This window comes from Mesorhizobium sp. WSM4849, assembly GCF_055811385.1.
This window is the reverse complement of record NZ_JBVVPW010000017.1, coordinates 34246-52955: the sequence shown is the minus strand read 5'-3', so window position 1 is coordinate 52955 and position 18710 is coordinate 34246. Positions and strand designations below refer to the sequence as shown.

Below are 18710 nucleotides of genomic sequence, written 5' to 3'. Positions count from 1 at the left end.
GTGATTAAGATTAGCTTAGGTACCTGGACGAGCCGACCGCAACGAACCGTCGATCAGGGTGATCTTTTGCCAGATCTTCCGCGACAGGTTGGAGCTCAGGGTTTCGATGTCGTTGACACCATCGACGACCACATTGTCGTTGACCGACTGGGCGAACAGCGCGGCGATCTTGCCGGTGATCGACAGCATTTCGGAGCAATAGTCGAGGTAGCGGGCGAGATCGGCACGGTCGGTTATGCGTGCCGGTGAATGCGATGTCGGCTTGAAATCGGTTGAAAGCGCTGCCGGATCTTTGGTCAGCTGATGCATGTCGATGACATGGATCAGCGATCGCAAGCCGTGAAGCTTGCGAAACACCTGCTTGCGCTTGATGCGCTCCTCGGTTCGGATCAGGGCCAGGAAGCCGAGCACCGCGAGGATGATCATGTTGATCAGGGATTCGATGCCTTGCACCGACTGGACGGCATCGTTGGTTCCCGAGATACGGCCGAGCGGCAGGATGGTGCCGACGAACAGGAACATCAGCGCGCCGGCGGCAATGGCGGCGATGACGACGCCGCGCAGCCACCAGATCGGCGCTTCCAGCGCCTTCGCCGCCTTGGCCAGATCACGCGACAGCGACACGAGTTCGATGGCGACGCCACGCAAGCCTGCATCGGGAAAACGCTCGGAGACGCGTTTTTCCAGTCGCTCGGCAGTTTCGATGATCAGTTTCGAATCAAGCGTGCGGTAGCGCATGGCTAGATACCCGACCGGCGCTCAGGATTCGGCCGGCGCATTGGTGCGTTTGCCGTAGCGATTGGGTCCGGGATCGCTTTTGAAGAAGGCCAAAATAATAAGGAGAATGGCGCCGACGATGAGAGAGATCAATGCGTAGTAGGTAGGCTTGCCGAAATCATGGAACCGCTTCGCCGTTAGCGCAAAGGTCGACCATGTCGAGACAACCACGGCGATCCACCAGGCGAGCGCCCAGTACTGACTTGCGGCAGTGCCTAGCGGCGTTCGCGAGAACTGGTAGAGCAGGAAAAGCTGAACCAGGAGCGGCAAAAGACCCGCCAAAACGTAGGCACTGGGGTTCACTCGCCCGGAAAGGCTGAAGAAAAGCCATAGAAATCGAGGTTTGTCGAGCAAGCGGGTGCGTCCGTTTTTTGCGAACGATCAATCGCGAAGCAGTTCGTTGATCGAGGTTTTGGAGCGGGTCCTGGCATCGACGCGCTTGACGATGACGGCGCAGTAGAGGCTCGGACCGGGCTCGCCATTGGGCAACGGCTTGCCGGGCATCGAGCCGGCGACGACGACGGAATTGGCCGGCACTTCGCCGTAGAAGACCTCACCGGTGGCGCGGTCGACGATCTTGGTCGACTGACCGATGAAGACGCCCATGCCGAGCACCGAGCCCTCGCGCACGATGCAGCCTTCGACCACCTCGGAGCGTGCGCCGATGAAGCAATTATCCTCGATGATGGTGGGGCCGGCCTGCATCGGCTCCAGCACGCCGCCGATGCCGACGCCGCCCGACAGATGCACATTCTTGCCGATCTGGGCGCAGGAGCCGACCGAGGCCCATGTGTCGACCATGGTGCCGCTGTCGACGTAGGCGCCGACATTGACGAAGGACGGCATCAGCACGGCACCTGGCGCGACATAGGCGGAGCGCCGCACGATCGACGACGGCACGGCGCGGAAACCTGCCTTCTCGAAATCGATGGCGCTCCAGCCGTCGAATTTCGACGGCACCTTGTCCCACCACACAGCCTGGCCGGGACCACCCTTGATGATCTCCATCGGGTTGAGCCGGAACGACAGCAGCACCGCTTTCTTCAGCCACTGGTTGACATGCCATTTGCCGTCGGCCTGCCGCTCGGCAACGCGGGCGATACCCCGATCGAGCAGGTCGAGCGCCGACTGGATGGCGTCGCGCGTCGCGCCGCGGGTTGCCGTCGAAATCGTCTCGCGTCCCTCGAAGGCTTCTTCGACTGTGTTTTCGAGACTCGCCAGTTCGGGCTTCGACATGAATTCGCTCCATTACCAAGCTGTTAAGGGGCCGCACCTTAACCTGTTTTGAAAGTCGCCGGACCCTATGTGAAGGCTTGGTGAGGGTCAATCGCGGCTGCGTCACGGGACGGCGCCAGTGAATAATTGGGCAAGTGAATAATTGGACGGGTAGGTAATATGACTCCTATGGAAAAGGCGGGGTGGACGCCGCTGCCGCATTCGGACGAGGATCTGGAGCGGTCGAAAAGCGTGCCGGACACGCCGCAGACGCGTGCCGAGACCTACCGGCTGGCCTGGAACGATCCCGACTTCATGACGCGGCGCGAATTGCGCGCGGTCAGACTGCAGCTCGAACTGTTGAAGCCGGAGATGATCCTGGCCGAACGCGGCATCCGCTCGACCGTCATCCTGTTCGGCGGGGCGCGCATCCCCGAGCCGGACGGTGAAGCCTGGGCAGCCAAAAACGAGACGCAGAAGAAGAACCTCGAGAAAAACAGTAAATATTACGAGGAAGCGCGAAAATTCGCCCGCCTCTGCTCGCAGCAGTCGGCCACCTCTTATTATCGCGAATTCGTCGTGGTGACAGGCGGCGGACCCGGGGTCATGGAAGCCGGCAATCGCGGCGCCGACGATGTCGGCGCACCGTCGATCGGCCTCAACATCGTGTTGCCGCACGAGCAGGCGCCGAATGCCTATGTGACGCCGGAGCTATGTTTCAACTTCCACTATTTCGCTGTCCGCAAGATGCACTTTGTCATGCGCGCCAAGGCTGTCGCGGTGTTTCCGGGCGGCTTCGGCACGATGGACGAATTCTTCGAGACGCTGACCCTGATCCAGACCGGCCGCATGGAGCGCGTGCCGGTGATCCTGTTCGGCAAGGCGTTCTGGAAACGGGCGATCGACCTCGATTTCCTCGCCGAGCAAGGCACGATCACCCCCGGCGACCAGGACATCATCGATTTCGTCGACACCGCCGACGAGGCCTGGGGGATCATCAGCCGCTTCTACAAGCTTTAGCCGTGGGCTGTATCGATCCGGCTGCACGAAGCAACTGCCTCAAGCGGTGACGTCGACGATCGCGGTGAGGAATTCGGCAAGGTCGTCGGTGACGAAATCCACATCGTCCTCGTTGGCCGGGTCACGTTCCCAGATCTCCGAGAAGGTCGGCTCGAAGTTGCGCGGCACGACCAGCACCGTGGTCATGCCCAGCGATTTCGGCACGGACAGGTTGCGGGCCAGATCCTCGAACATCACCGCATTGTGGCCGGTGACGGCGTGGAGTTCCGCAAACTTCTCGTAGGTGCGGCGCGCCGGCTTGGGGTTCAGCCCGGCAGCGACGATATCGAAGATGTCGTCGAAATGGTCAAGGATGCCGAGTTGGCGCGCGGTGCGTTCGGCATGCCTGCGGTCGCCATTGGTGAAGATGAACTTGCGGCCGGGAAGCTGGCGGATGGCGGTGCCGAGAACGGGATCGGGAACCAGCCAGGAATAGTCGATATCATGGACCTTCTCGAGAAAATCGTCGGGATCGATGCCGTGGCGCGCCATCAGACCGTTCAGCGTCGTGCCGTATTCCCGGTAGAGTTCCTTCTGCAGCTTGCGGGCATCGTCGCGTGGCAGCGTCAGCAGTTCTCCGACATAGGCGGTCATCTTCACGTCGATCTGCGAGAACAGGTTCGAATGGTGCGGATAGAGTGTGTTGTCGAGGTCGAACACCCAGTCGGAGACATGGGCAAAACGGGCGGGATCCGGGAGCGTGGTCATGCAATCCTTATGGCACGAAACAGTGCTTTTGGCAGAGGCTTTATCCACAACTTATGCGCGTTGCGAGTGGCGAAAATGGCGCCATGATTCAAATTTTAAGCATCGCCGAAAGGTGGCATTCAGGGCTTGCTGGCACAGAGTCGGTTCAGGGGGAACCAGCGATGAGCCGCATATTTCTGAAGTCTGCCGCCGTCGCTTTCGCCTCCGTCGCGGCCTCGCTTTTGTTGACGCTGATCATCGTCCCGGCAATCGGCTTCCCGTTCAACCGCACGATCTGGCTAACATCAACGGTCTGCCCGCTCGCGCTTGCCTGGATCGCTAGCGCCTACACCTTCTGGCAGGGTGAGAGGTTGAAAAGCGCCCATCGCGACCTCGCCCGCGCTCATGCACAGCTCGCCGCAGCGCATCGGCGCCTGTCGGAAAAGGCGAGCCGCGACGACATGACCGGCATGCTCAACCGCGAGAGCTTCTTTGCGGCGCTCGAGGCCTCCCGGCGTAAATCCGATCGCGGTGCGTTGCTGATCATCGATGCCGACCACTTCAAGATCATCAATGACAGCTACGGCCATCTGACCGGCGACGAGGCGCTGCTTCTGATTGCAAGCGCGATCGAGCGCGGCGTGCGCAGCGGCGACGTGATCGGCCGCATCGGCGGCGAGGAATTCGGTGCGTTTCTGGTCGGCGCCACCGAACAGGAAGCCAAACGCGTCGCCGAACGCATTCGCGGTGAAGTCGAGCTGATCCGCTTCCGTCCCGTCGATGAGCGGGTCATACCCCTCACCGTCAGCATCGGCGGTGTCACCTGCGGCGAGGATGCCGGCGTATCGGATCTGATGCGTGCCGCCGACCACCGCCTTTACCAGGCCAAGCATCGCGGCCGCAATCTGGCCATCTTGGACAGGGACATTTCCGAAGCGGCCTGAGCGGTCCCGCTCATTGAGAAATCCTAACGCTGTTTGGGCGCAGCCGGGCCGCTTACACGGCTTAAGCAAAGTGTGCAGCTAGGTCTTGGCACGGAATTGGCATTGGCCTGCCGGCTGGGCGACCACCTCGGCAAGGTGATCGGCGTGTAGAAGGCCGGCTCAGCCGGCCTGCCGAGGGATCGTGGCCACAGTGCGCCACCAATAACGCCGGCGCCGATCGGCTGGAGCGTCCGAGCCTGCCCAGCATCTAAAGTTTCGCCGGGTCGAGCGGCGGCTTGCCCTTGTGGCGTCCGATGATCGCTGCCATTTCGGCGACGTTTTGGAAGGCATCGCGCAAAACGTCGAAGGACGGCAACACGAAATAGGCGCGCTGGAACTTGTCGATCTCGTAGCTGGTGCGCATCACTGTTTCCAGATCGAAGGGGACATGGTGCGCGTCCTTGCTTTCAATCGCGAATTGAAGTTCCGCAAAGGACGACATCAGCCCGGCGCCGAAAGCCTTCAGCGGTTGGCCTGCTTCCTGTATCAGCCCGTATTCGACAGTGTACCAGTAGAGGCGGCTGATCATCTCGTCGCCGCCGAGCGCGATCAGATGCTCGGCCTTCTCGCCATACATCTGCATGAAATCGGCAAAGACCGGCTGCGTCAGCGCCGGCACATGGCCGAAGAAGTCGTGGAACATATCCGGCTCGACGATGTAGTCGAGCTCTTGTTTCGTCCGCAGCCAGTTGGTCACCGGGAAGCGGCGGTTGGCGAGGTGGACGAAGAAGGCTGGCGCGGGAATGAGGCCCGGCACGGCGACGATTTCCCAACCGGTAAGCTTGCGCAGCTTTTCGCTGACGACACCGAAATCCGGAATCTTGTCGAGCAGACCCAGCGTGGCGACGCCGTCGAGATAGGACCGGTGTGCCAACTTTTTAGTCAGCTTCGTCTGGCGGTCGCACAGTGTACGCCACACCGCCTGCTCGTCAGCAGTGTAGTTGTAGCTCTGCTCAACGGTGAAATCGGCACGGCAGACCGAATAGTCGCCGCGAAGGCCTTGTGCCGCGCATTCGCGGGCGTAATCGGCAACGCTCATCGTCATGGCTGTTCTCCCTGGAAATCACGATTAACATTATAAAAGTTTAGCCGGGTCCGGTGAGGCAAATCCGCTTTGATGATGGCCCGAACAGGCGATTTGAGGTAAAAGCCACCACAGAAAAGCTGCAGGAGAGTGAAAGTGCCTCAGTTTGACGATTTTGAGATCAAGATGCTCGATATCTTGCAGCGTGATGGGCGCAAGCCGGTGTCCGAACTGGCCCAGGAGATCGGCCTTTCGACGACGCCATGCGCGCGCCGCTTCGAGGCTCTTCAGAGCGCCGGCATCATCAAGGGCTTTGCCGCTGTGCTCAGCCGCCGCGCCATCGGCCTGATGGTCGAAGTGTTCATTCAGGTGCGCTTGGTAACCCACAGCGACGGTTCGCCCGAAACCTTCATCGCCGCCGTGCAGCGCATGGACGAGGTGTCGTCCTGCTGGACGATGACCGGCGACTACGATTTCCTGCTGCATGTGATGGTGCCGTCGGTCGATGAGCTCAACGCCTTTGTCATGCACCGGCTGATGCGGCTCGACGGCGTGCGCGATGTCCACACGCAGCTCGTGCTGCAGAACATCAAGGGGCCGGGCCACGTACCGCTTGGGCACCTCAGGCGATGAGTCTATATCTCGCCGTCTGCATTTCTGCGGAAAAGCTGCACGGAAACTGCTGAACCGGGCCAGCTGCAGGCCCAGATCGCCGACCAGGATGACCGGACCGCCATCGCAAAAGGTCCTTCATGAAAATCGTCCTGATCAATCCGCCGCATACCGCAATCGGCAGCCGCGTGCCGACGACCATTTGCCGCCGCTCGGCCTGCTGGCACTGGGCGGCCCCCTGATCGACGCCGGCCATGACGTGCGGCTCGTCGATGCCGAGTTCGGACCGATGCCGCTTGCCGCGGCTGTGCAAGATGCGTTGAGCGATCATCCCGATTGCATTCTGATCGGCCATTCCGGTTCGACCTCGGCGCACCCGACAGCCTTGGAGATTGCACGAATGGTCAAGCACCGCGGCCCGGCGACGATGGTGATCTATGGCGGTGTGTTCCCGACCTATCACTGGCGCGACATCCTTGCCGAAACGGATGTCTTCGACTTCATCGTGCGCGGCGAAGGCGAGGCGACCATCGTAGCCCTGGTCGAGGCGCTGGACAGGCGCCGGCCGCTGTCTGACGTGGCGGGCATCGCCTTTCGCGACGATTTGCGCCGTCCCTTTGCCACCAAGCCGGCAGGCACCATCGCCGACCTTGATGAATACCGCGTCGGCTGGGACCTGATCGATGTCAGTCGTTACAGTTATTGGGGCGGCAAGCGCGCGGTGGTCATGCAGTTTTCCCGAGGCTGCCCGCATCTGTGCAACTATTGCGGCCAGCGCGGCTTCTGGACGCGATGGCGGCATCGCGACCCCGTGAAATTCGCGCAGGAGATCGCCTGGCTGCACCGCGAGCACGGCGTCGAGCTGATCAACCTTGCCGACGAGAACCCGACCTCGTCCAAAAAAGCCTGGCGCGCCTTTCTCGATGCGATGATTGCGCAGAACGTGCCGGTGCTGATCGTCGGCTCAACCCGCGCCGACGACATCGTTCGCGATGCCGACAGCCTGTATCTCTACCGCAAGGCAGGGGTCATCCGTTGGCTGCTGGGCATGGAAAACACCGACGAGCTGACGCTTGCGTTGATCCGCAAGGGCGGCAGCACTTCATCCGACCGCGAGGCGATCCGGCTGCTGCGCCTCAATGGCATCCTGTCGATGGCGACCTGGGTGGCCGGTTTCGAGGACGAGCGTTTTCGCGATCTCTGGCGCGGTTTTCGCCAGCTCATCGCTTATGACCCGGATCAGATCCAGGCGCTCTATGTCACGCCGCACCGCTGGACGCCGTTCTTCCGGATCGCCAGAGACCGCAAGGTGGTCCAGTTGGACGCCCGCCTGTGGGACTACAAGCATCAGGTGCTGCAGATGACCCGGCTCAAGCCGTGGATGCTGTTCTTCAGCGTCAAACTGATCGAACTGGCGGTGCAGTCCCGGCCCAAGGCCCTGGCGCGCATCCTGTTCCACAAGGATCCAGAGCAACGGCATTCGATGCGCTGGTATACGAAAATCGGCCGCCGCGTCTGGTTCCGTGAAGTCTGGGGCTTTCTCGCGCGGGATCGCCGTCTTAAGGACGGGCCGACGCTGGCCGCGTTCTGGGGTGCACCGCAGGACGAGGAAGAGCAATCGATGACGTTCGTACATCAGGTCCGCAAGCCTGCCGAACCCGCCATCGGGATTTCGCCGAGCGCCTGAGCCCAACAATGCCCGGCAAGCTGTCAGCCTGCGCTCAAGGCACGATCAGCGTGCCGGCGCCGTGTTCGGTAAACAGTTCGAGCAGCACGGAATGCGGCGTCTTGCCGTTGAGGATGACGACGCCCTCGACGCCGCGCTCGATCGCCTCGATGCAGGTCTCGACCTTGGGGATCATGCCGCCCGACACCGTGCCGTCCTTGATCAAGGCCTTGGCCTCGGCCACGGTCAGCTCATCGATGAGCTTCTTGTTCTTGTCGAGCACGCCGGGCACGTCGGTGAGGAACAGAAGGCGTGTCGCCTGGCAGGCACCGGCAATCGCGCCGGCGAAGGTGTCGGCATTGATGTTGTAGGTGTGGCCGTCGCGGCCCGGCGCCACCGGCGCCAGCACCGGGATCATTTCGGACCGCGCCAGAAGGTCGAGCAGCGTGCGGTCGACCTCGATCGGCTCGCCGACGAAGCCGAGATCGAGCACGCGCTCGATATTGGAGTCCGGGTCGATCATGGTCTTGCGCGCCTTTTCGGCGAAAACCATATTGCCGTCCTTGCCGCACAGGCCGATCGCCCATTCGCCCTCGGCATTGATCAGCGCGACGATCTCCTTGTTGATCGAGCCGGCCAGCACCATCTCGACGATCTCGACCGTCTTCTGGTCGGTGACGCGCAGGCCGCCCTCGAACTTCGATTCGATGCCCATCTTGCTCAGCATGGCGCCGATCTGCGGCCCGCCGCCATGGACGACGATCGGGTTGACGCCGGATTGTTTCAGCAGCGCGATGTCGCGGGCGAAGGCCTTGCCGAGTGCAATGTCGCCCATGGCATGGCCGCCATATTTCACCACGACCGTCTTGTTTTCGTAGCGCTGCATATAGGGCAGCGCCCTCGAAAGCAGAGCGGCCTGCATTTCGGCGGTGGCGGCGAGGTCCGTCATCGGCATGGTTCCCAGCTTGGCATGAACGGCGGCGTCTTAGCGGGAATTGGAGCAGGGGGCAAACGGCTTTGCTGTCACATCAGGTGAAATCGGCCCGCTTTTATGCCGGCAACTGCAGCGGCGCCCGCCGCTCCTGCCATCCCGAAATCTTTTCCATTTGCGCGGCGAAGGACAACAAGGTCTCCTCGTCGCCGGGTCGGCCGGCGGCCTGGATGCCGAGCGGCAGGCCGGCATCGGTGACATGGACAGGCAGCGCGATCGACGGCTGGCCGCTGACGTTCTGGATCGCCGGCCAGTGGGTGAACCATAGGCTCTTGTCCATCAACTGGCCGAACAGCGGCTTGAATTTCAGCAGACGGGCAAGCCGCAGCCTGTCGAGCACGTCCTCTATGAACGCATCGGCGCCCTTCGGGTCCATGGCGCCGCAGGCGAGCGGCGGATGGGCGATAACAGGCATCAGCACGGCATCGTACGGCGCGGTCTCGGTGATCAGGCGGCGCGACGTGGCGTGCAGCCGCTGCAGGCCGGCGTAGATCTCGCCGGCCGAGACGATCTCGCCGAAGCGGCTCATCAGACGCGTGGCGCGCTCGACGTCGCCCGAAACGGAGCGGCCGACGCGCAAGACTTCAATGCGCATCGCGCCGGCGACTGCCGCAGCCACCGTCCTGGCGAAGTCGGCGATGAAGTCGCGGCCGATATAGGACAGATCGATCTCCTCGATCGTGTGGCCGCCTTCGCGCGCCAATGCCACAGCCGTGTCCAGCGCCGTCAGCGTCTCGGCCGATATCGGCAGGCCGAGCGGCGATTTCCGATAGACGGCCAGTTTCAGCTTGCCGGGGTCGCGCGCCGCCGCGGCGGCAAAAGTTCCCCTCGGCGGCGGCGCCGCATACGGTGACAGCGGATCGGGTCCATGCGTCAGGTCGAGCAGCAAGGCCGAATCCCGGACCGAGCGGGCAATGGCGTGGTCGACGACCAGACCGTACCAGCTTTCGGTGACGAGCGGCGACAGCGGCACACGGCCGCGCGAGGTTTTCAGCCCGACCAGCCCGGTGCAGGCGGCGGGAACACGGATCGAGCCACCGCCATCCGAAGCATGTGCCACCGGCACGACGCCGGCCGCGACCAGCGCCGCCGCACCCCCGGACGAGCCGCCGCTGGTATGGGCCGTATTCCACGGATTGCGGGTGATGCCGAAAGCGGTGGATTCGGTCATCAGCCTCAGCCCATGTTCGGGCGAGGTGCTGGTGGCGATCGGGACAAGGCCGGCGGCCAGATGGCGTTCGGTCATCACCGAGTCGAAATCGGCAACGAAAGCCGGAATGCGGCTGCCGCCGTGCGTCGGCACGCCTTTCATGGCGATGCCGAGATCCTTCAGGGCAAAGGGCACACCGGCCAGTGGCAGCTTGCGGTCGATGGTTTTCGCCCGCGTCCGCGCCGCCTCGTAAAGCGGCTCGGCGATGGCATTGATGTCCGGGCGAGTGGCCTCGGCCCGCGCGATCGCCGCATCGATGAGCTCCTGCGGCGAGATTTCTCCCTTGCGCACCAGGCCGGCCAGGCCGATTGCGTCATGTTCCCACAAGGCCTGTTCGACGGACATTCTTGCTTCCCCCAAATATTGGCAAGCTAGAGCATCGGACCCAAAAGTGGAAACCGGTTTTGAGAAAATCCGATGCTCAAACAAAATCGGCTCTTTTCTTGGCAATCGAAGTTCACGACGCTCTCGCTGCCCAGAACGCTTCCGCCGTTGCAAATAGATTGCAATCGCCTAATTTGACAGCCGATGACGCCGCAGGATATCAGCAATCTGATTGTCCGGACTTCGATGAAGGACCGGGCTGCGTTCGATCTGCTCTACCGGCAGACCAGCGCGAAACTTTTTGGCGTCTGCCTTCGTGTATTGAAGGACCGGGGAGAGGCAGAAGAGGCGCTGCAAGAGGTCTTCGTCAAGATATGGACGAAGGCGGATCGTTTCGCCGTCTCGGATCTAAGCCCGATTTCCTGGCTGGTGGCCATTGCGCGCAATCATGCGATCGACCGGATAAGGGCGCGGCGAGAGCCTGCCGCCTACATCGATGCCGCGCTGGACGTGGCCGATCCGGCGCCGGGACCGGAGGCTGCGGCTGTTGCGGGCGGTGAATCCGAGCGCATCTATCGTTGTCTCGATGAATTGGAAAAGGACCGGGCGGCGGCCGTCCGGGGCGCCTATCTGGACGGCGAAAGCTATGCCGAACTGGCCGCACGCCACGGCGTGCCGCTGAACACGATGCGGACCTGGCTGCGGCGCAGCCTGTTGAAGCTCAGAGAGTGTCTGGAAAGATGACGCCGGCAGAGGATAGCGGACCGGAACCTGGGGGCGACGACCTGTTCGCCGCCGAATACGCTCTTGGCGTGCTTGACGCGGACGAACGCGAGATCGCGTCACGCCGCATCGACGCGGACGCCGCTTTCGCGCGCCTTGTCGATGCCTGGGAGGCGCATCTTTCGCCGATGGCCGCCGCCTATCCGGAGACAGAGCCCCCGATCAGGGTCAAGGAGGCATTGGATCGCCGGCTGTTCGTTGCAGGGCCTCGCGCCGGTCTGTGGTCGAGCCTTGCCTTCTGGCGCGGCCTTGCCGCCGCTGCTGTCGCGGCGCTGGCGATCTATGTCGCCGTGCCGTACTTCAATCCGCCGGTCGAGCAGCCGCGGCTCATCGCCTCGTTGGCTGCCGACGGCAGCGAAGTCAAATACCTTGCCGTCTATGACGCCGCCCATCGCGAGGTTGGCTTGTCGCATGTCTCCGGCGAGCGCGCCGCCGGCAAGGATTTCGAGCTGTGGATGATCGAGGGCAAGAACGCGCCGGTCTCGATGGGCGTCATCCCGGCCGGTCAGACCGCGCGTATGACCATCTCCCCGGCCGTGCAGGAAAAACTTGCGCAGGGCGCCGTTCTTGCGGTCAGCCTTGAACCGGCCGGCGGTTCGCCGACCGGCCAGCCGACCGGCCCTGTGGTCGCTGCGGGCGATCTGAAGAGCATCTGATCGCCTCTGTCTGCCGACTTTTCGAGAAGATTTTAAATCTATCGCCTGTGGTGACGTTAGCTTGGAAGCATGCAGGCTGTAAGGTTCCTGCCCTGAAAATCATGCTCGCCGTTATAAAAAATAAAATTTTCTCCTGAACGGGCGAAACTCGGGCATTTATCCCCCGTATCTCCTTGCGCCCCAAAAGAGGGGAAGAAATAAACTGAGGAGATAGAAATAATGCGTAAGTTCGCCACCCTTTTGCTTGCCGGAACGGTCGCCGTCTCCGCGCTCGCCACCGCGGCCTATGCCGAAAATCCGATGGTCGGCGGCGCCGCCATGTATGCCACCAAGAACATCGTCGAGAACGCCGTCAATTCGAAGGATCACACGACGCTGGTCGCGGCCGTCAAGGCCGGCGGTCTCGTCGACACGCTGCAAAGTGCCGGTCCCTTCACCGTGTTCGCGCCGACCAACGAGGCCTTTGCAGCACTTCCGGCCGGCACCGTCGACACGCTGCTCAAGCCCGAAAACAAGGACAAGCTGGTCAAGATCCTGACCTGCCACGTCATCGGTGCCAAGGCGATGGCCGCCGACGTCGCCAAGATGGCCATGGACGATGGTGGCGCGCACAAGGTCAAGACGGTTGGCGGCTGCGAGCTGACGCTCAAGGCCGACGACGGCAAGGTCACCGCGACCGACGAGAACGGCAATGTCGCCAATGTGACGGTCGCCGATGTCGAGCAGTCGAACGGCGTCATCCACGTCATCGACAAGGTTCTCCTGCCGAAGATGTAACGAAGGGGTCGTCGCCAGCGAAGATATGGCTGAGGCACGATGCCGAGTGCGCGGGTTCCGCTTGCGTGACCCGCGCAATCGGCAACCGTACACTCCGCGCCGTCCGCTGTAGGCGTGGGGCAGGTGCGGAGTGCCCGTTGTCGGGAGCTGGCCGTCACCAGCTTTTGATTTCCATGTGACGGCCGAATTTGGCAAAGGACATAGGAGGAATGGTGATGATCCGGCGCGATTTTCTTTGGAGCGGTGCCGCTGTGGCATTGTTGGCAGGCACGGCAGCAGCGCTGCGCATGGGCCGGCCGCAGGACGCACACGCGACCGAAACCTTCGAGGTCACCAAGACCGAGGCCGAGTGGCGCGCGATCCTGTCCGATGCGGCTTTCAATGTGCTGCGCAAGGAAGGCACCGAATATCCCGGCACCAGCCCGCTGCTCAACGAACACCGCAAGGGCATCTTCGCCTGCGCCGGCTGCGACCTGCCGCTCTATTCCTCCGAGACGAAGTTCGATTCCGGCACCGGCTGGCCGAGCTTCTGGCAGGAGATTCCCAACGCCGTCGGCATGACCGTGGACAGGTCCCTCGGCATGACCCGTACCGAGGTGCATTGCCGCCGCTGCGGCGGTCATCTCGGGCATGTCTTCGACGACGGCCCGCCGCCGACCGGCTTGCGTCATTGCATCAACGGCGTCGCCTTGACCTTCAAGCCGGCCACCGCCTGACCTAAAGCGCTCGCGTTTGACCGGCCTCACGCGACGCGCTTTAGGCTGTTGTCTTATGCATGTCGTTATCGCAAAACCGCTGTGCACTTTTGCGCGACATGCATTAGAGCGCCGCGCGTCCTTTGGACGCGCAAAGTTGCGCTATCAGTGTCCGCCACCTCCGCCCGCCGGTTCTGCCGGTTTGCGGATGACCATGGTGAAGATCGCCAGCGTGGCGAACAGCGCCGTCAAGAGATAGAACACGTCCATGAAGGACAGCAGCGAAGCCTGCTGCTGGACCATAGCAGACAGTTTGGAGATCGCCGCCTTGGACGCGTCCAGGCCGGCATTCTGCTGGAAGTCGAGCGTCATGTTCTGCAGCTTGGTCTGCGCCTCGGCACTGCCCCATTGCACATGCTCGGCCAGCCTTGCGTAGTGGAAGGCGTTGCGATCGATCAGCACGGTGTTGATGACGGCAAGGCCAACCGCGCCGCCGAGATTGCGGGTCAGGTTGAACAGGCCCGACGCGTTCTTCAGGCGCTCGGGCGGCAAGGTTCCGAGCGCGATGTTGTTGATCGGCACCATGCACAGCATCATCGAACAGCCGCGCAGGATCTGCGGAATAAGCAGTTCATAAAAATCCCAGTCGGCGGTGAGGTGCGTCATCCACCAGGTCCCGGTGGCGAAGCCGAAGAAGCCGATCATCATCATCAGACGCGGATCCATCTTGTTCGACAGGATGCCGGAAATGGGGGCGGTGAAGAACATGGCCAAGCCGCTGACGAACAGCGCCTCGCCGATCATCATCGAATCGTAGCCGCGGATGCGCCCTAGGAACACGGGATAAAGATAGGTCAGGCCGTAGAGGCCGATGCCGACGACGAAGGAGAACAGCGAGCCGAAGGCGAAATTGATGTTGCTGAATGCCTTGAGATCGACGATCGGTTCCTCGGCGGTGAAGACGCGCCAGAAGAACAGCACCGCGCCGACGGTCATGATGATGGCGCAGATGAACACCGCCTGATCCTGCAGCCAGTCATTGTTGGGACCTTCCTCCAGCACATATTCCATGCAGCCCAAGAAGGCCGCCATGCCGGCAAGGCCCCACCAGTCGAACTTGCTGAACAGCTTGAGATTGGGCTTGTCGAAGTCGATCAGCGACCAGGCCGCGGTCGTCACCAGAATGCCGGGCACGACGTTGACGAGGAACAGCCAATGCCAGGACATGGCGTGACTGATGTAGCCGCCGACAGTCGGTCCGATGGTCGGCGCCAGCGTCGCCACCAGGCCGATCATCGGCGAGACGATGGCGCGGCGCGACGGGGGGAAGATGGTGAAGGCGGCTGCGAAGACGCTCGGGATCATGCCGCCACCGATGAAACCCTGCACGGCGCGGTAGACGATCATCTGGTCGATATTGGTTGCGGTCGCCGCCAGCGCGCTGGCCGCTGTAAAGCCTGCCGCCGAGATCGTGAACAGCACCCGCGTCGACAGCATTCGGCTGAGAAAACCCGACAGCGGGATCATGACCACCTCGGCGATCAGATAGGCGGTCTGCACCCACGGGATTTCGTCGGAGCTGGCGCTCAAGCCCGCCTGGATCTCGGCCAGCGAGGCCGAGACGATCTGGATGTCCAGGATCGCCATGAACATGCCGAACACCATCGCCAGGAAAGCGATGACGCGCCGTGTGGAAACGGCGTCAGGCGTAGCCGGCCTCGCCGGCGGCGATCCTGCCGTCACGGTTGCGGTTGCCATGGCATTACTCCCAAGCGGCCGCTCAGTTCGATGCGGCCGGCGCTGTGCGGCTGTCGACGGCGGCGACGACGCTGAGGCCGGCGCGCAGCTTACCTGTCTTCAGCACATCCGCCGGCACGTCGATGCGAACCGGGACACGCTGCACGACCTTGGTGAAGTTGCCGGTGGCGTTTTCCGGCGGCAGCAGCGAGAACACCGCACCGGAGGCCGGTGCCAGCGACGACACCGTGCCTTCAAAGTCATGACCGTCGATAGCGTCGACCGAAATCCTGACCTTTTCGCCAGGCACCAGCCGGGCAAGCTGGGTTTCCTTGAAATTGGCGACGATATAGAGCTTGTCCATCGGCACGATGACGGCGAGCTTCTGTCCGGGGCTGATCAGGTCGCCTTGCTCGACCGAGCGGTTGCCGACCACACCGTCATAGGGCGCGCGCAGCACGGTGAAGGACAGGTCCCGCGCAGCCTTGTCCCGGGCAAGCTGCAGCGACGCCAGCGTGCTTGCCGTCTCCGCGCGCTGCGCCTGGAGCACACCGATATTGGCCTGCGCCGCCGCGATCTGGGCGTCGGCGCCTACAAGGGCGGCGTTGGCCTGCTCGACCGCGGTCTGGGCATCATCCAGTTGAGCTTGGGTGCCGACATGTGTCTTGAGCAATTGGGCCGCGCGCACTTGAGCTCGCGCCGCATTGTCGGCTGCTGCCCGGTCGGCGGTCTTCTGCGCCCGCGCCTGCTCGAGCGATGCGCGCGCCGCCTCGGTCTGGGCGTCGATACGGTCGAGCGTCTTGCTCAAGGTGGCGATCTGCGCCTCGGCCTGGGCAACCGCTATTTTGTAGTCGCCATTGTCGACGACCAGCAGCGGGTCGCCGGCCTTGACCTTCTGGTTCTCGGTCACCTTGACCTGATCGACATAGCCGGAAATTTTTGGCGAGATGAATGCCATGTCGGCCTGGACATAGGCATCGTCGGTTGAGATCATGAAACGCCCGTCGGTCCAGTAATCGTAGCCGTACCAGACGCCGGCGCCGAGCAGCCCGAGCCCGATGATGGGCAGCAGAAGCGAGCGCACCGAACGCTTCTTCTTTGCCGGCGTCTCGGCCGGAGGGCTGATTGCGGGCTGGACAGGCACTTCCGGCGCTTCGGTGGCCGGAGCGACCTTGGCATTGGGGAATGGGCGGACTTCGGCGGTGACGGGCGCGTTAGACGACATGATATCTCTCTATCGAGTCTATGCAGAAAACCTATTACACTGAACCGTTCGGTTCGATACGGCTGTTGACTTAGCGCTAAAACGAGCCCATATCAAGGGCAATCGAACCGGTTGGTTCGAATTATTTTGCGAGGTGTGACTTTTATGGGCGAAACACGATCCGACGCCGGCGAGGACCAGTGCGACGTGCTGGACGGCCTGCGTCGCGGCCGCCCAGCGGCCGGGCAGGATCCGATCAAACGCAGTCAGATCATCGATGGCGCCCGTCGTGTCTTCATCGACAAGGGCTTCGAAGCGGCCTCGATGAACGACATCACCCGCGAGGCCGGCGTTTCCAAGGGCACGATCTATGTCTATTTCGCCAACAAGGAAGAGCTGTTCGAGGCGCTGATCGAGGAAGAGCGCGGCACGATCTTCAAGAACATGTACGATATGCTCGACCGAGCCGACGACCTTCGCGAGACGCTGGTGAAGTTCGGCAAGGTACTATCGCTCAAGATCACCTCGGCCAAGGTCATCCAGGCACAGCGCACCGTGATCGGCGCGTCCGACAGGATACCCGACATGGGCGCGCGTTTTTACGAACGCGGCCCCAAACGCGGCCATGACAAGGTCGTGGAATTTCTCAACGCCGCTATCGAGCGCGGCCTGCTGCAGATCGAAGATGTCGATCTTGCTGCCTATCAGTTCACCGAACTGTGCCTGGCTGGCCTTTTCCGCCAGTGCATATTCGCCTATCGCACCAAAGCCCCGAGCCAGGATGAAATCGACCACATCGTCAGGTCGGGCGTCGGCATGTTCCTGAAGGCTTACGGCACCGAAAGGCTTGCGACGGAAGAAAGCACCCAGACGATTGCACTAGAGGCAAAGTCCTAGCCACCATTGGCTGCCAGCACGATCGCCGCGCGCAATTCCTCGAGGCCCTCGGCCTTTTCCGACGATGTGGCGAGAACGAACGGAAACGCGGCCGGCCGCTTCTTGATTTTTGCAAGTGTCTCTTCGATCAATCGCGGCACGCCGGCCGCCTTGATCTTGTCGGTCTTGGTCAGCACGATCTGGTAGGACACCGCCGCCTTGTCGAGCAGCGACAGCACTTCGTCGTCCTTGGCCTTGATGCCGTGGCGGGCGTCGATCAGCACGTAGACGCGCTTCAGCGTGACGCGGCCCTTGAGATAATCGAAGACGAGTTTCGTCCAGTCGTCGACCTTTTCCTTGGGCGCGGTGGCGTAGCCGTAGCCCGGCATGTCGACCAGCGCCATCGGCGGCAGATCGGCGCCTTCGCCGGAAAATCCTCCCGGAACGAAATAGTTGAGTTCCTGTGTCCGCCCCGGCGTGTTGGATGTGCGCGCCAGCCCTTTCTGGTTGACCAGCGCGTTGATCAACGACGATTTGCCGACATTCGAGCGGCCGGCAAAGGCGATCTCCGGCGGTCCTTCCGGCGGCAGGAATTTCATTGCCGGCACACCGCGGATGAAGATCCATGGCCGCGTGAACAGCTCGGTGCCGACCACGGTCTTGTTCAACGCGTTCAAACCGCTGCCTCCAGAAGAGAAATATCGGCGCCACGAATGGCATTGAGGTTGCGGCTGATCTTTTCCACCGGCCAATCCCACCACGCCGCCGCCAAAAGCCGCCAGATGGTCCTGTCGTCGAAGCGCATCTTCACCACCTTGGCCGCATTGCCGGCGACGATCGCATAGGGTGGCACGTCATGCGTCACCACCGATTTTGCCGCAACGATGGCGCCATGGCCAATCGTCACGCCGGGCAGGATCACCGCTTCCATGCCGATCCATACATCATTGCCGAGCACTGTGTCGCCGCGCAATTCCTTCGACCAGGTCGCCGGGTCGAAACCCTCTTCCCAGCCATGACCGAAGATGTTGAACGGATAGGTCGAAAAGCCGGACATGGCATGATTGGCGCCGTTCATGATGAAGCGCGCGCCCTCGGCGATGGCGCAGAACTTGCCAATGATCAGCCGGTCGCCGATGAATGGATAATGATGCAGCACGCACCGCCCGGCGAATTTGTCCGGCCCGTCCGGATCGTCATAATAGGTGAAGTCGCCGATCTCGATATTCGGCGCCGTGACCAGTCCCTTCAGGAAGCCGACGCGGGTATGCATCGGGATCGGGTGCTTGATGTTGGGGTTGGGTCCTATCATAGATGGCTCCATCGACGAAAAAACAGGCAGGTCAAAAATAGCGCGATCCGCCCGGCAGCACCAACCGCGTGCGCAGCGGATCATCCGCGGCGGCGTCTACCGCCGGGCCGACTGGTTTCGCC

Annotated in this window: 19 protein-coding genes and 1 pseudogene; 9 read left to right on the top strand and 11 right to left on the bottom strand. The window is 62.3% G+C overall.

The genetic code is table 11. The features are described from left to right. Positions 1-15: 15 nt before the first annotated feature. From AC0L3L_RS20165 to dapD, 3 genes are read right to left on the bottom strand one after another with little or no spacing between them, the layout of a single operon-like run. Positions 16-738, bottom strand: a complete 723-nt coding sequence (locus AC0L3L_RS20165) for a hypothetical protein (protein ID WP_473527048.1) — start codon at positions 736-738, stop codon at positions 16-18. 21 nt (positions 739-759) lie between these two features. After that, the gene (locus AC0L3L_RS20160) at positions 760-1131 is read right to left on the bottom strand and encodes a DUF805 domain-containing protein (protein ID WP_473488426.1); all 372 of its coding nucleotides are present in this window, start codon (positions 1129-1131) and stop codon (positions 760-762) included. A 27-nt stretch (positions 1132-1158) separates the two neighbouring features. Further along, positions 1159-2013, bottom strand: coding sequence for a 2,3,4,5-tetrahydropyridine-2,6-dicarboxylate N-succinyltransferase (dapD, locus tag AC0L3L_RS20155; protein WP_473638866.1), 855 nt, complete (start codon positions 2011-2013; stop codon positions 1159-1161). A gap of 159 nt (positions 2014-2172) precedes the next feature. Between dapD and AC0L3L_RS20150 the strand changes: the two genes are divergently transcribed. Next, positions 2173-3012, top strand: a complete 840-nt coding sequence (locus AC0L3L_RS20150; RefSeq protein WP_082982714.1) for an LOG family protein — start codon at positions 2173-2175, stop codon at positions 3010-3012. A 39-nt stretch (positions 3013-3051) separates the two neighbouring features. Here AC0L3L_RS20150 and AC0L3L_RS20145 read toward each other — a convergent pair whose 3' ends face one another. Next, positions 3052-3759: a pyrimidine 5'-nucleotidase gene (locus AC0L3L_RS20145; protein WP_473488428.1), complete on the bottom strand. Its 708-nt coding sequence runs from the start codon at positions 3757-3759 to the stop codon at positions 3052-3054. A gap of 161 nt (positions 3760-3920) precedes the next feature. Here AC0L3L_RS20145 and AC0L3L_RS20140 point away from each other — a divergent pair, with 161 nt between their 5' ends. Next, the gene (locus tag AC0L3L_RS20140; RefSeq protein ID WP_473488429.1) at positions 3921-4682 is read left to right on the top strand and encodes a GGDEF domain-containing protein; all 762 of its coding nucleotides are present in this window, start codon (positions 3921-3923) and stop codon (positions 4680-4682) included. A 247-nt stretch (positions 4683-4929) separates the two neighbouring features. On the opposite strand, the gene phhA is transcribed toward AC0L3L_RS20140, so the two are convergent. Then, entirely contained in the window at positions 4930-5766 is an 837-nt protein-coding gene (phhA, locus tag AC0L3L_RS20135) for a phenylalanine 4-monooxygenase (protein WP_192364451.1), read from the bottom strand. Between the two features lie 135 nt (positions 5767-5901). Between phhA and AC0L3L_RS20130 the strand changes: the two genes are divergently transcribed. Both AC0L3L_RS20130 and bchE read left to right on the top strand, forming a co-directional pair. Further along, positions 5902-6378, top strand: coding sequence for an Lrp/AsnC family transcriptional regulator (locus AC0L3L_RS20130; RefSeq protein ID WP_029347288.1), 477 nt, complete (start codon positions 5902-5904; stop codon positions 6376-6378). Between the two features lie 119 nt (positions 6379-6497). Further along, positions 6498-8044, top strand: a pseudogene (gene bchE / locus AC0L3L_RS20125) (magnesium-protoporphyrin IX monomethyl ester anaerobic oxidative cyclase). 34 nt (positions 8045-8078) lie between these two features. Here the strand turns inward: bchE and argB are convergent. Both argB and AC0L3L_RS20115 read right to left on the bottom strand, forming a co-directional pair. Continuing rightward, a complete protein-coding gene (argB, locus tag AC0L3L_RS20120) occupies positions 8079-8972 on the bottom strand; it encodes an acetylglutamate kinase (protein ID WP_095494100.1) in 894 nt (297 codons plus the stop codon). A gap of 100 nt (positions 8973-9072) precedes the next feature. Then, positions 9073-10569 (bottom strand): amidase, encoded by a 1497-nt coding sequence (locus tag AC0L3L_RS20115; protein ID WP_473638865.1) that lies wholly within the window; start codon positions 10567-10569, stop codon positions 9073-9075. 183 nt (positions 10570-10752) lie between these two features. On the opposite strand from AC0L3L_RS20115, the gene AC0L3L_RS20110 reads away from it, so the two are divergent. The 4 genes from AC0L3L_RS20110 (at position 10753) to msrB (ending at position 13480) form a co-directional block, all read left to right on the top strand. Further along, positions 10753-11292: a sigma-70 family RNA polymerase sigma factor gene (locus tag AC0L3L_RS20110; RefSeq protein ID WP_473488433.1), complete on the top strand. Its 540-nt coding sequence runs from the start codon at positions 10753-10755 to the stop codon at positions 11290-11292. Further along, the gene (locus tag AC0L3L_RS20105; protein ID WP_473638927.1) at positions 11289-11987 is read left to right on the top strand and encodes an anti-sigma factor; all 699 of its coding nucleotides are present in this window, start codon (positions 11289-11291) and stop codon (positions 11985-11987) included. The genes AC0L3L_RS20110 and AC0L3L_RS20105 overlap by 4 nt, the downstream gene beginning before the upstream one ends. A gap of 219 nt (positions 11988-12206) precedes the next feature. Continuing rightward, complete coding sequence (locus AC0L3L_RS20100) at positions 12207-12764, top strand: fasciclin domain-containing protein (protein ID WP_473638864.1); 558 nt, start codon at positions 12207-12209, stop codon at positions 12762-12764. A 215-nt stretch (positions 12765-12979) separates the two neighbouring features. Continuing rightward, entirely contained in the window at positions 12980-13480 is a 501-nt protein-coding gene (msrB, locus tag AC0L3L_RS20095) for a peptide-methionine (R)-S-oxide reductase MsrB (protein WP_095494149.1), read from the top strand. Between the two features lie 144 nt (positions 13481-13624). Here msrB and AC0L3L_RS20090 read toward each other — a convergent pair whose 3' ends face one another. Together AC0L3L_RS20090 and AC0L3L_RS20085 are read right to left on the bottom strand one after the other, a co-directional pair. Next, entirely contained in the window at positions 13625-15217 is a 1593-nt protein-coding gene (locus AC0L3L_RS20090) for a DHA2 family efflux MFS transporter permease subunit (protein ID WP_473638863.1), read from the bottom strand. A 22-nt stretch (positions 15218-15239) separates the two neighbouring features. Further along, entirely contained in the window at positions 15240-16421 is a 1182-nt protein-coding gene (locus AC0L3L_RS20085; RefSeq protein WP_473638862.1) for an HlyD family secretion protein, read from the bottom strand. A gap of 144 nt (positions 16422-16565) precedes the next feature. Here AC0L3L_RS20085 and AC0L3L_RS20080 point away from each other — a divergent pair, with 144 nt between their 5' ends. Further along, positions 16566-17297 carry a TetR/AcrR family transcriptional regulator gene (locus tag AC0L3L_RS20080; RefSeq protein WP_292395926.1) on the top strand — a complete coding sequence of 244 codons (732 nt, stop codon included), beginning with the start codon at positions 16566-16568 and terminating at the stop codon, positions 17295-17297. Here the strand turns inward: AC0L3L_RS20080 and yihA are convergent. Further along, positions 17294-17953, bottom strand: coding sequence for a ribosome biogenesis GTP-binding protein YihA/YsxC (yihA, locus tag AC0L3L_RS20075; protein WP_473638861.1), 660 nt, complete (start codon positions 17951-17953; stop codon positions 17294-17296). The two genes, AC0L3L_RS20080 and yihA, sit on opposite strands and share 4 nt — an antisense overlap. Then, a complete protein-coding gene (locus AC0L3L_RS20070) occupies positions 17950-18588 on the bottom strand; it encodes a CatB-related O-acetyltransferase (RefSeq protein WP_473638860.1) in 639 nt (212 codons plus the stop codon). The genes yihA and AC0L3L_RS20070 overlap by 4 nt, the downstream gene beginning before the upstream one ends. Between the last annotated feature and the right edge of the window lie 122 nt (positions 18589-18710).

What these genes read in the sequence shown, in the direction of transcription:
- phhA (WP_192364451.1), bottom strand. Translation starts at nt 5,766, where the DNA reads ATGACGATGAGCGTTGCCGATTACGCCCGCGAATGCGCGGCACAAGGC.
- AC0L3L_RS20140 (WP_473488429.1), top strand. Translation starts at nt 3,921, where the DNA reads ATGAGCCGCATATTTCTGAAGTCTGCCGCCGTCGCTTTCGCCTCCGTC.
- AC0L3L_RS20115 (WP_473638865.1), bottom strand. Translation starts at nt 10,569, where the DNA reads ATGTCCGTCGAACAGGCCTTGTGGGAACATGACGCAATCGGCCTGGCC.
- AC0L3L_RS20090 (WP_473638863.1), bottom strand. Translation starts at nt 15,217, where the DNA reads ATGGCAACCGCAACCGTGACGGCAGGATCGCCGCCGGCGAGGCCGGCT.
- AC0L3L_RS20085 (WP_473638862.1), bottom strand. Translation starts at nt 16,421, where the DNA reads ATGTCGTCTAACGCGCCCGTCACCGCCGAAGTCCGCCCATTCCCCAAT.
- AC0L3L_RS20145 (WP_473488428.1), bottom strand. Translation starts at nt 3,759, where the DNA reads ATGACCACGCTCCCGGATCCCGCCCGTTTTGCCCATGTCTCCGACTGG.
- AC0L3L_RS20080 (WP_292395926.1), top strand. Translation starts at nt 16,566, where the DNA reads ATGGGCGAAACACGATCCGACGCCGGCGAGGACCAGTGCGACGTGCTG.
- AC0L3L_RS20110 (WP_473488433.1), top strand. Translation starts at nt 10,753, where the DNA reads ATGACGCCGCAGGATATCAGCAATCTGATTGTCCGGACTTCGATGAAG.
- AC0L3L_RS20165 (WP_473527048.1), bottom strand. Translation starts at nt 738, where the DNA reads ATGCGCTACCGCACGCTTGATTCGAAACTGATCATCGAAACTGCCGAG.
- AC0L3L_RS20105 (WP_473638927.1), top strand. Translation starts at nt 11,289, where the DNA reads ATGACGCCGGCAGAGGATAGCGGACCGGAACCTGGGGGCGACGACCTG.
- argB (WP_095494100.1), bottom strand. Translation starts at nt 8,972, where the DNA reads ATGACGGACCTCGCCGCCACCGCCGAAATGCAGGCCGCTCTGCTTTCG.
- dapD (WP_473638866.1), bottom strand. Translation starts at nt 2,013, where the DNA reads ATGTCGAAGCCCGAACTGGCGAGTCTCGAAAACACAGTCGAAGAAGCC.
- AC0L3L_RS20150 (WP_082982714.1), top strand. Translation starts at nt 2,173, where the DNA reads ATGACTCCTATGGAAAAGGCGGGGTGGACGCCGCTGCCGCATTCGGAC.
- AC0L3L_RS20070 (WP_473638860.1), bottom strand. Translation starts at nt 18,588, where the DNA reads ATGATAGGACCCAACCCCAACATCAAGCACCCGATCCCGATGCATACC.
- AC0L3L_RS20100 (WP_473638864.1), top strand. Translation starts at nt 12,207, where the DNA reads ATGCGTAAGTTCGCCACCCTTTTGCTTGCCGGAACGGTCGCCGTCTCC.
- msrB (WP_095494149.1), top strand. Translation starts at nt 12,980, where the DNA reads ATGATCCGGCGCGATTTTCTTTGGAGCGGTGCCGCTGTGGCATTGTTG.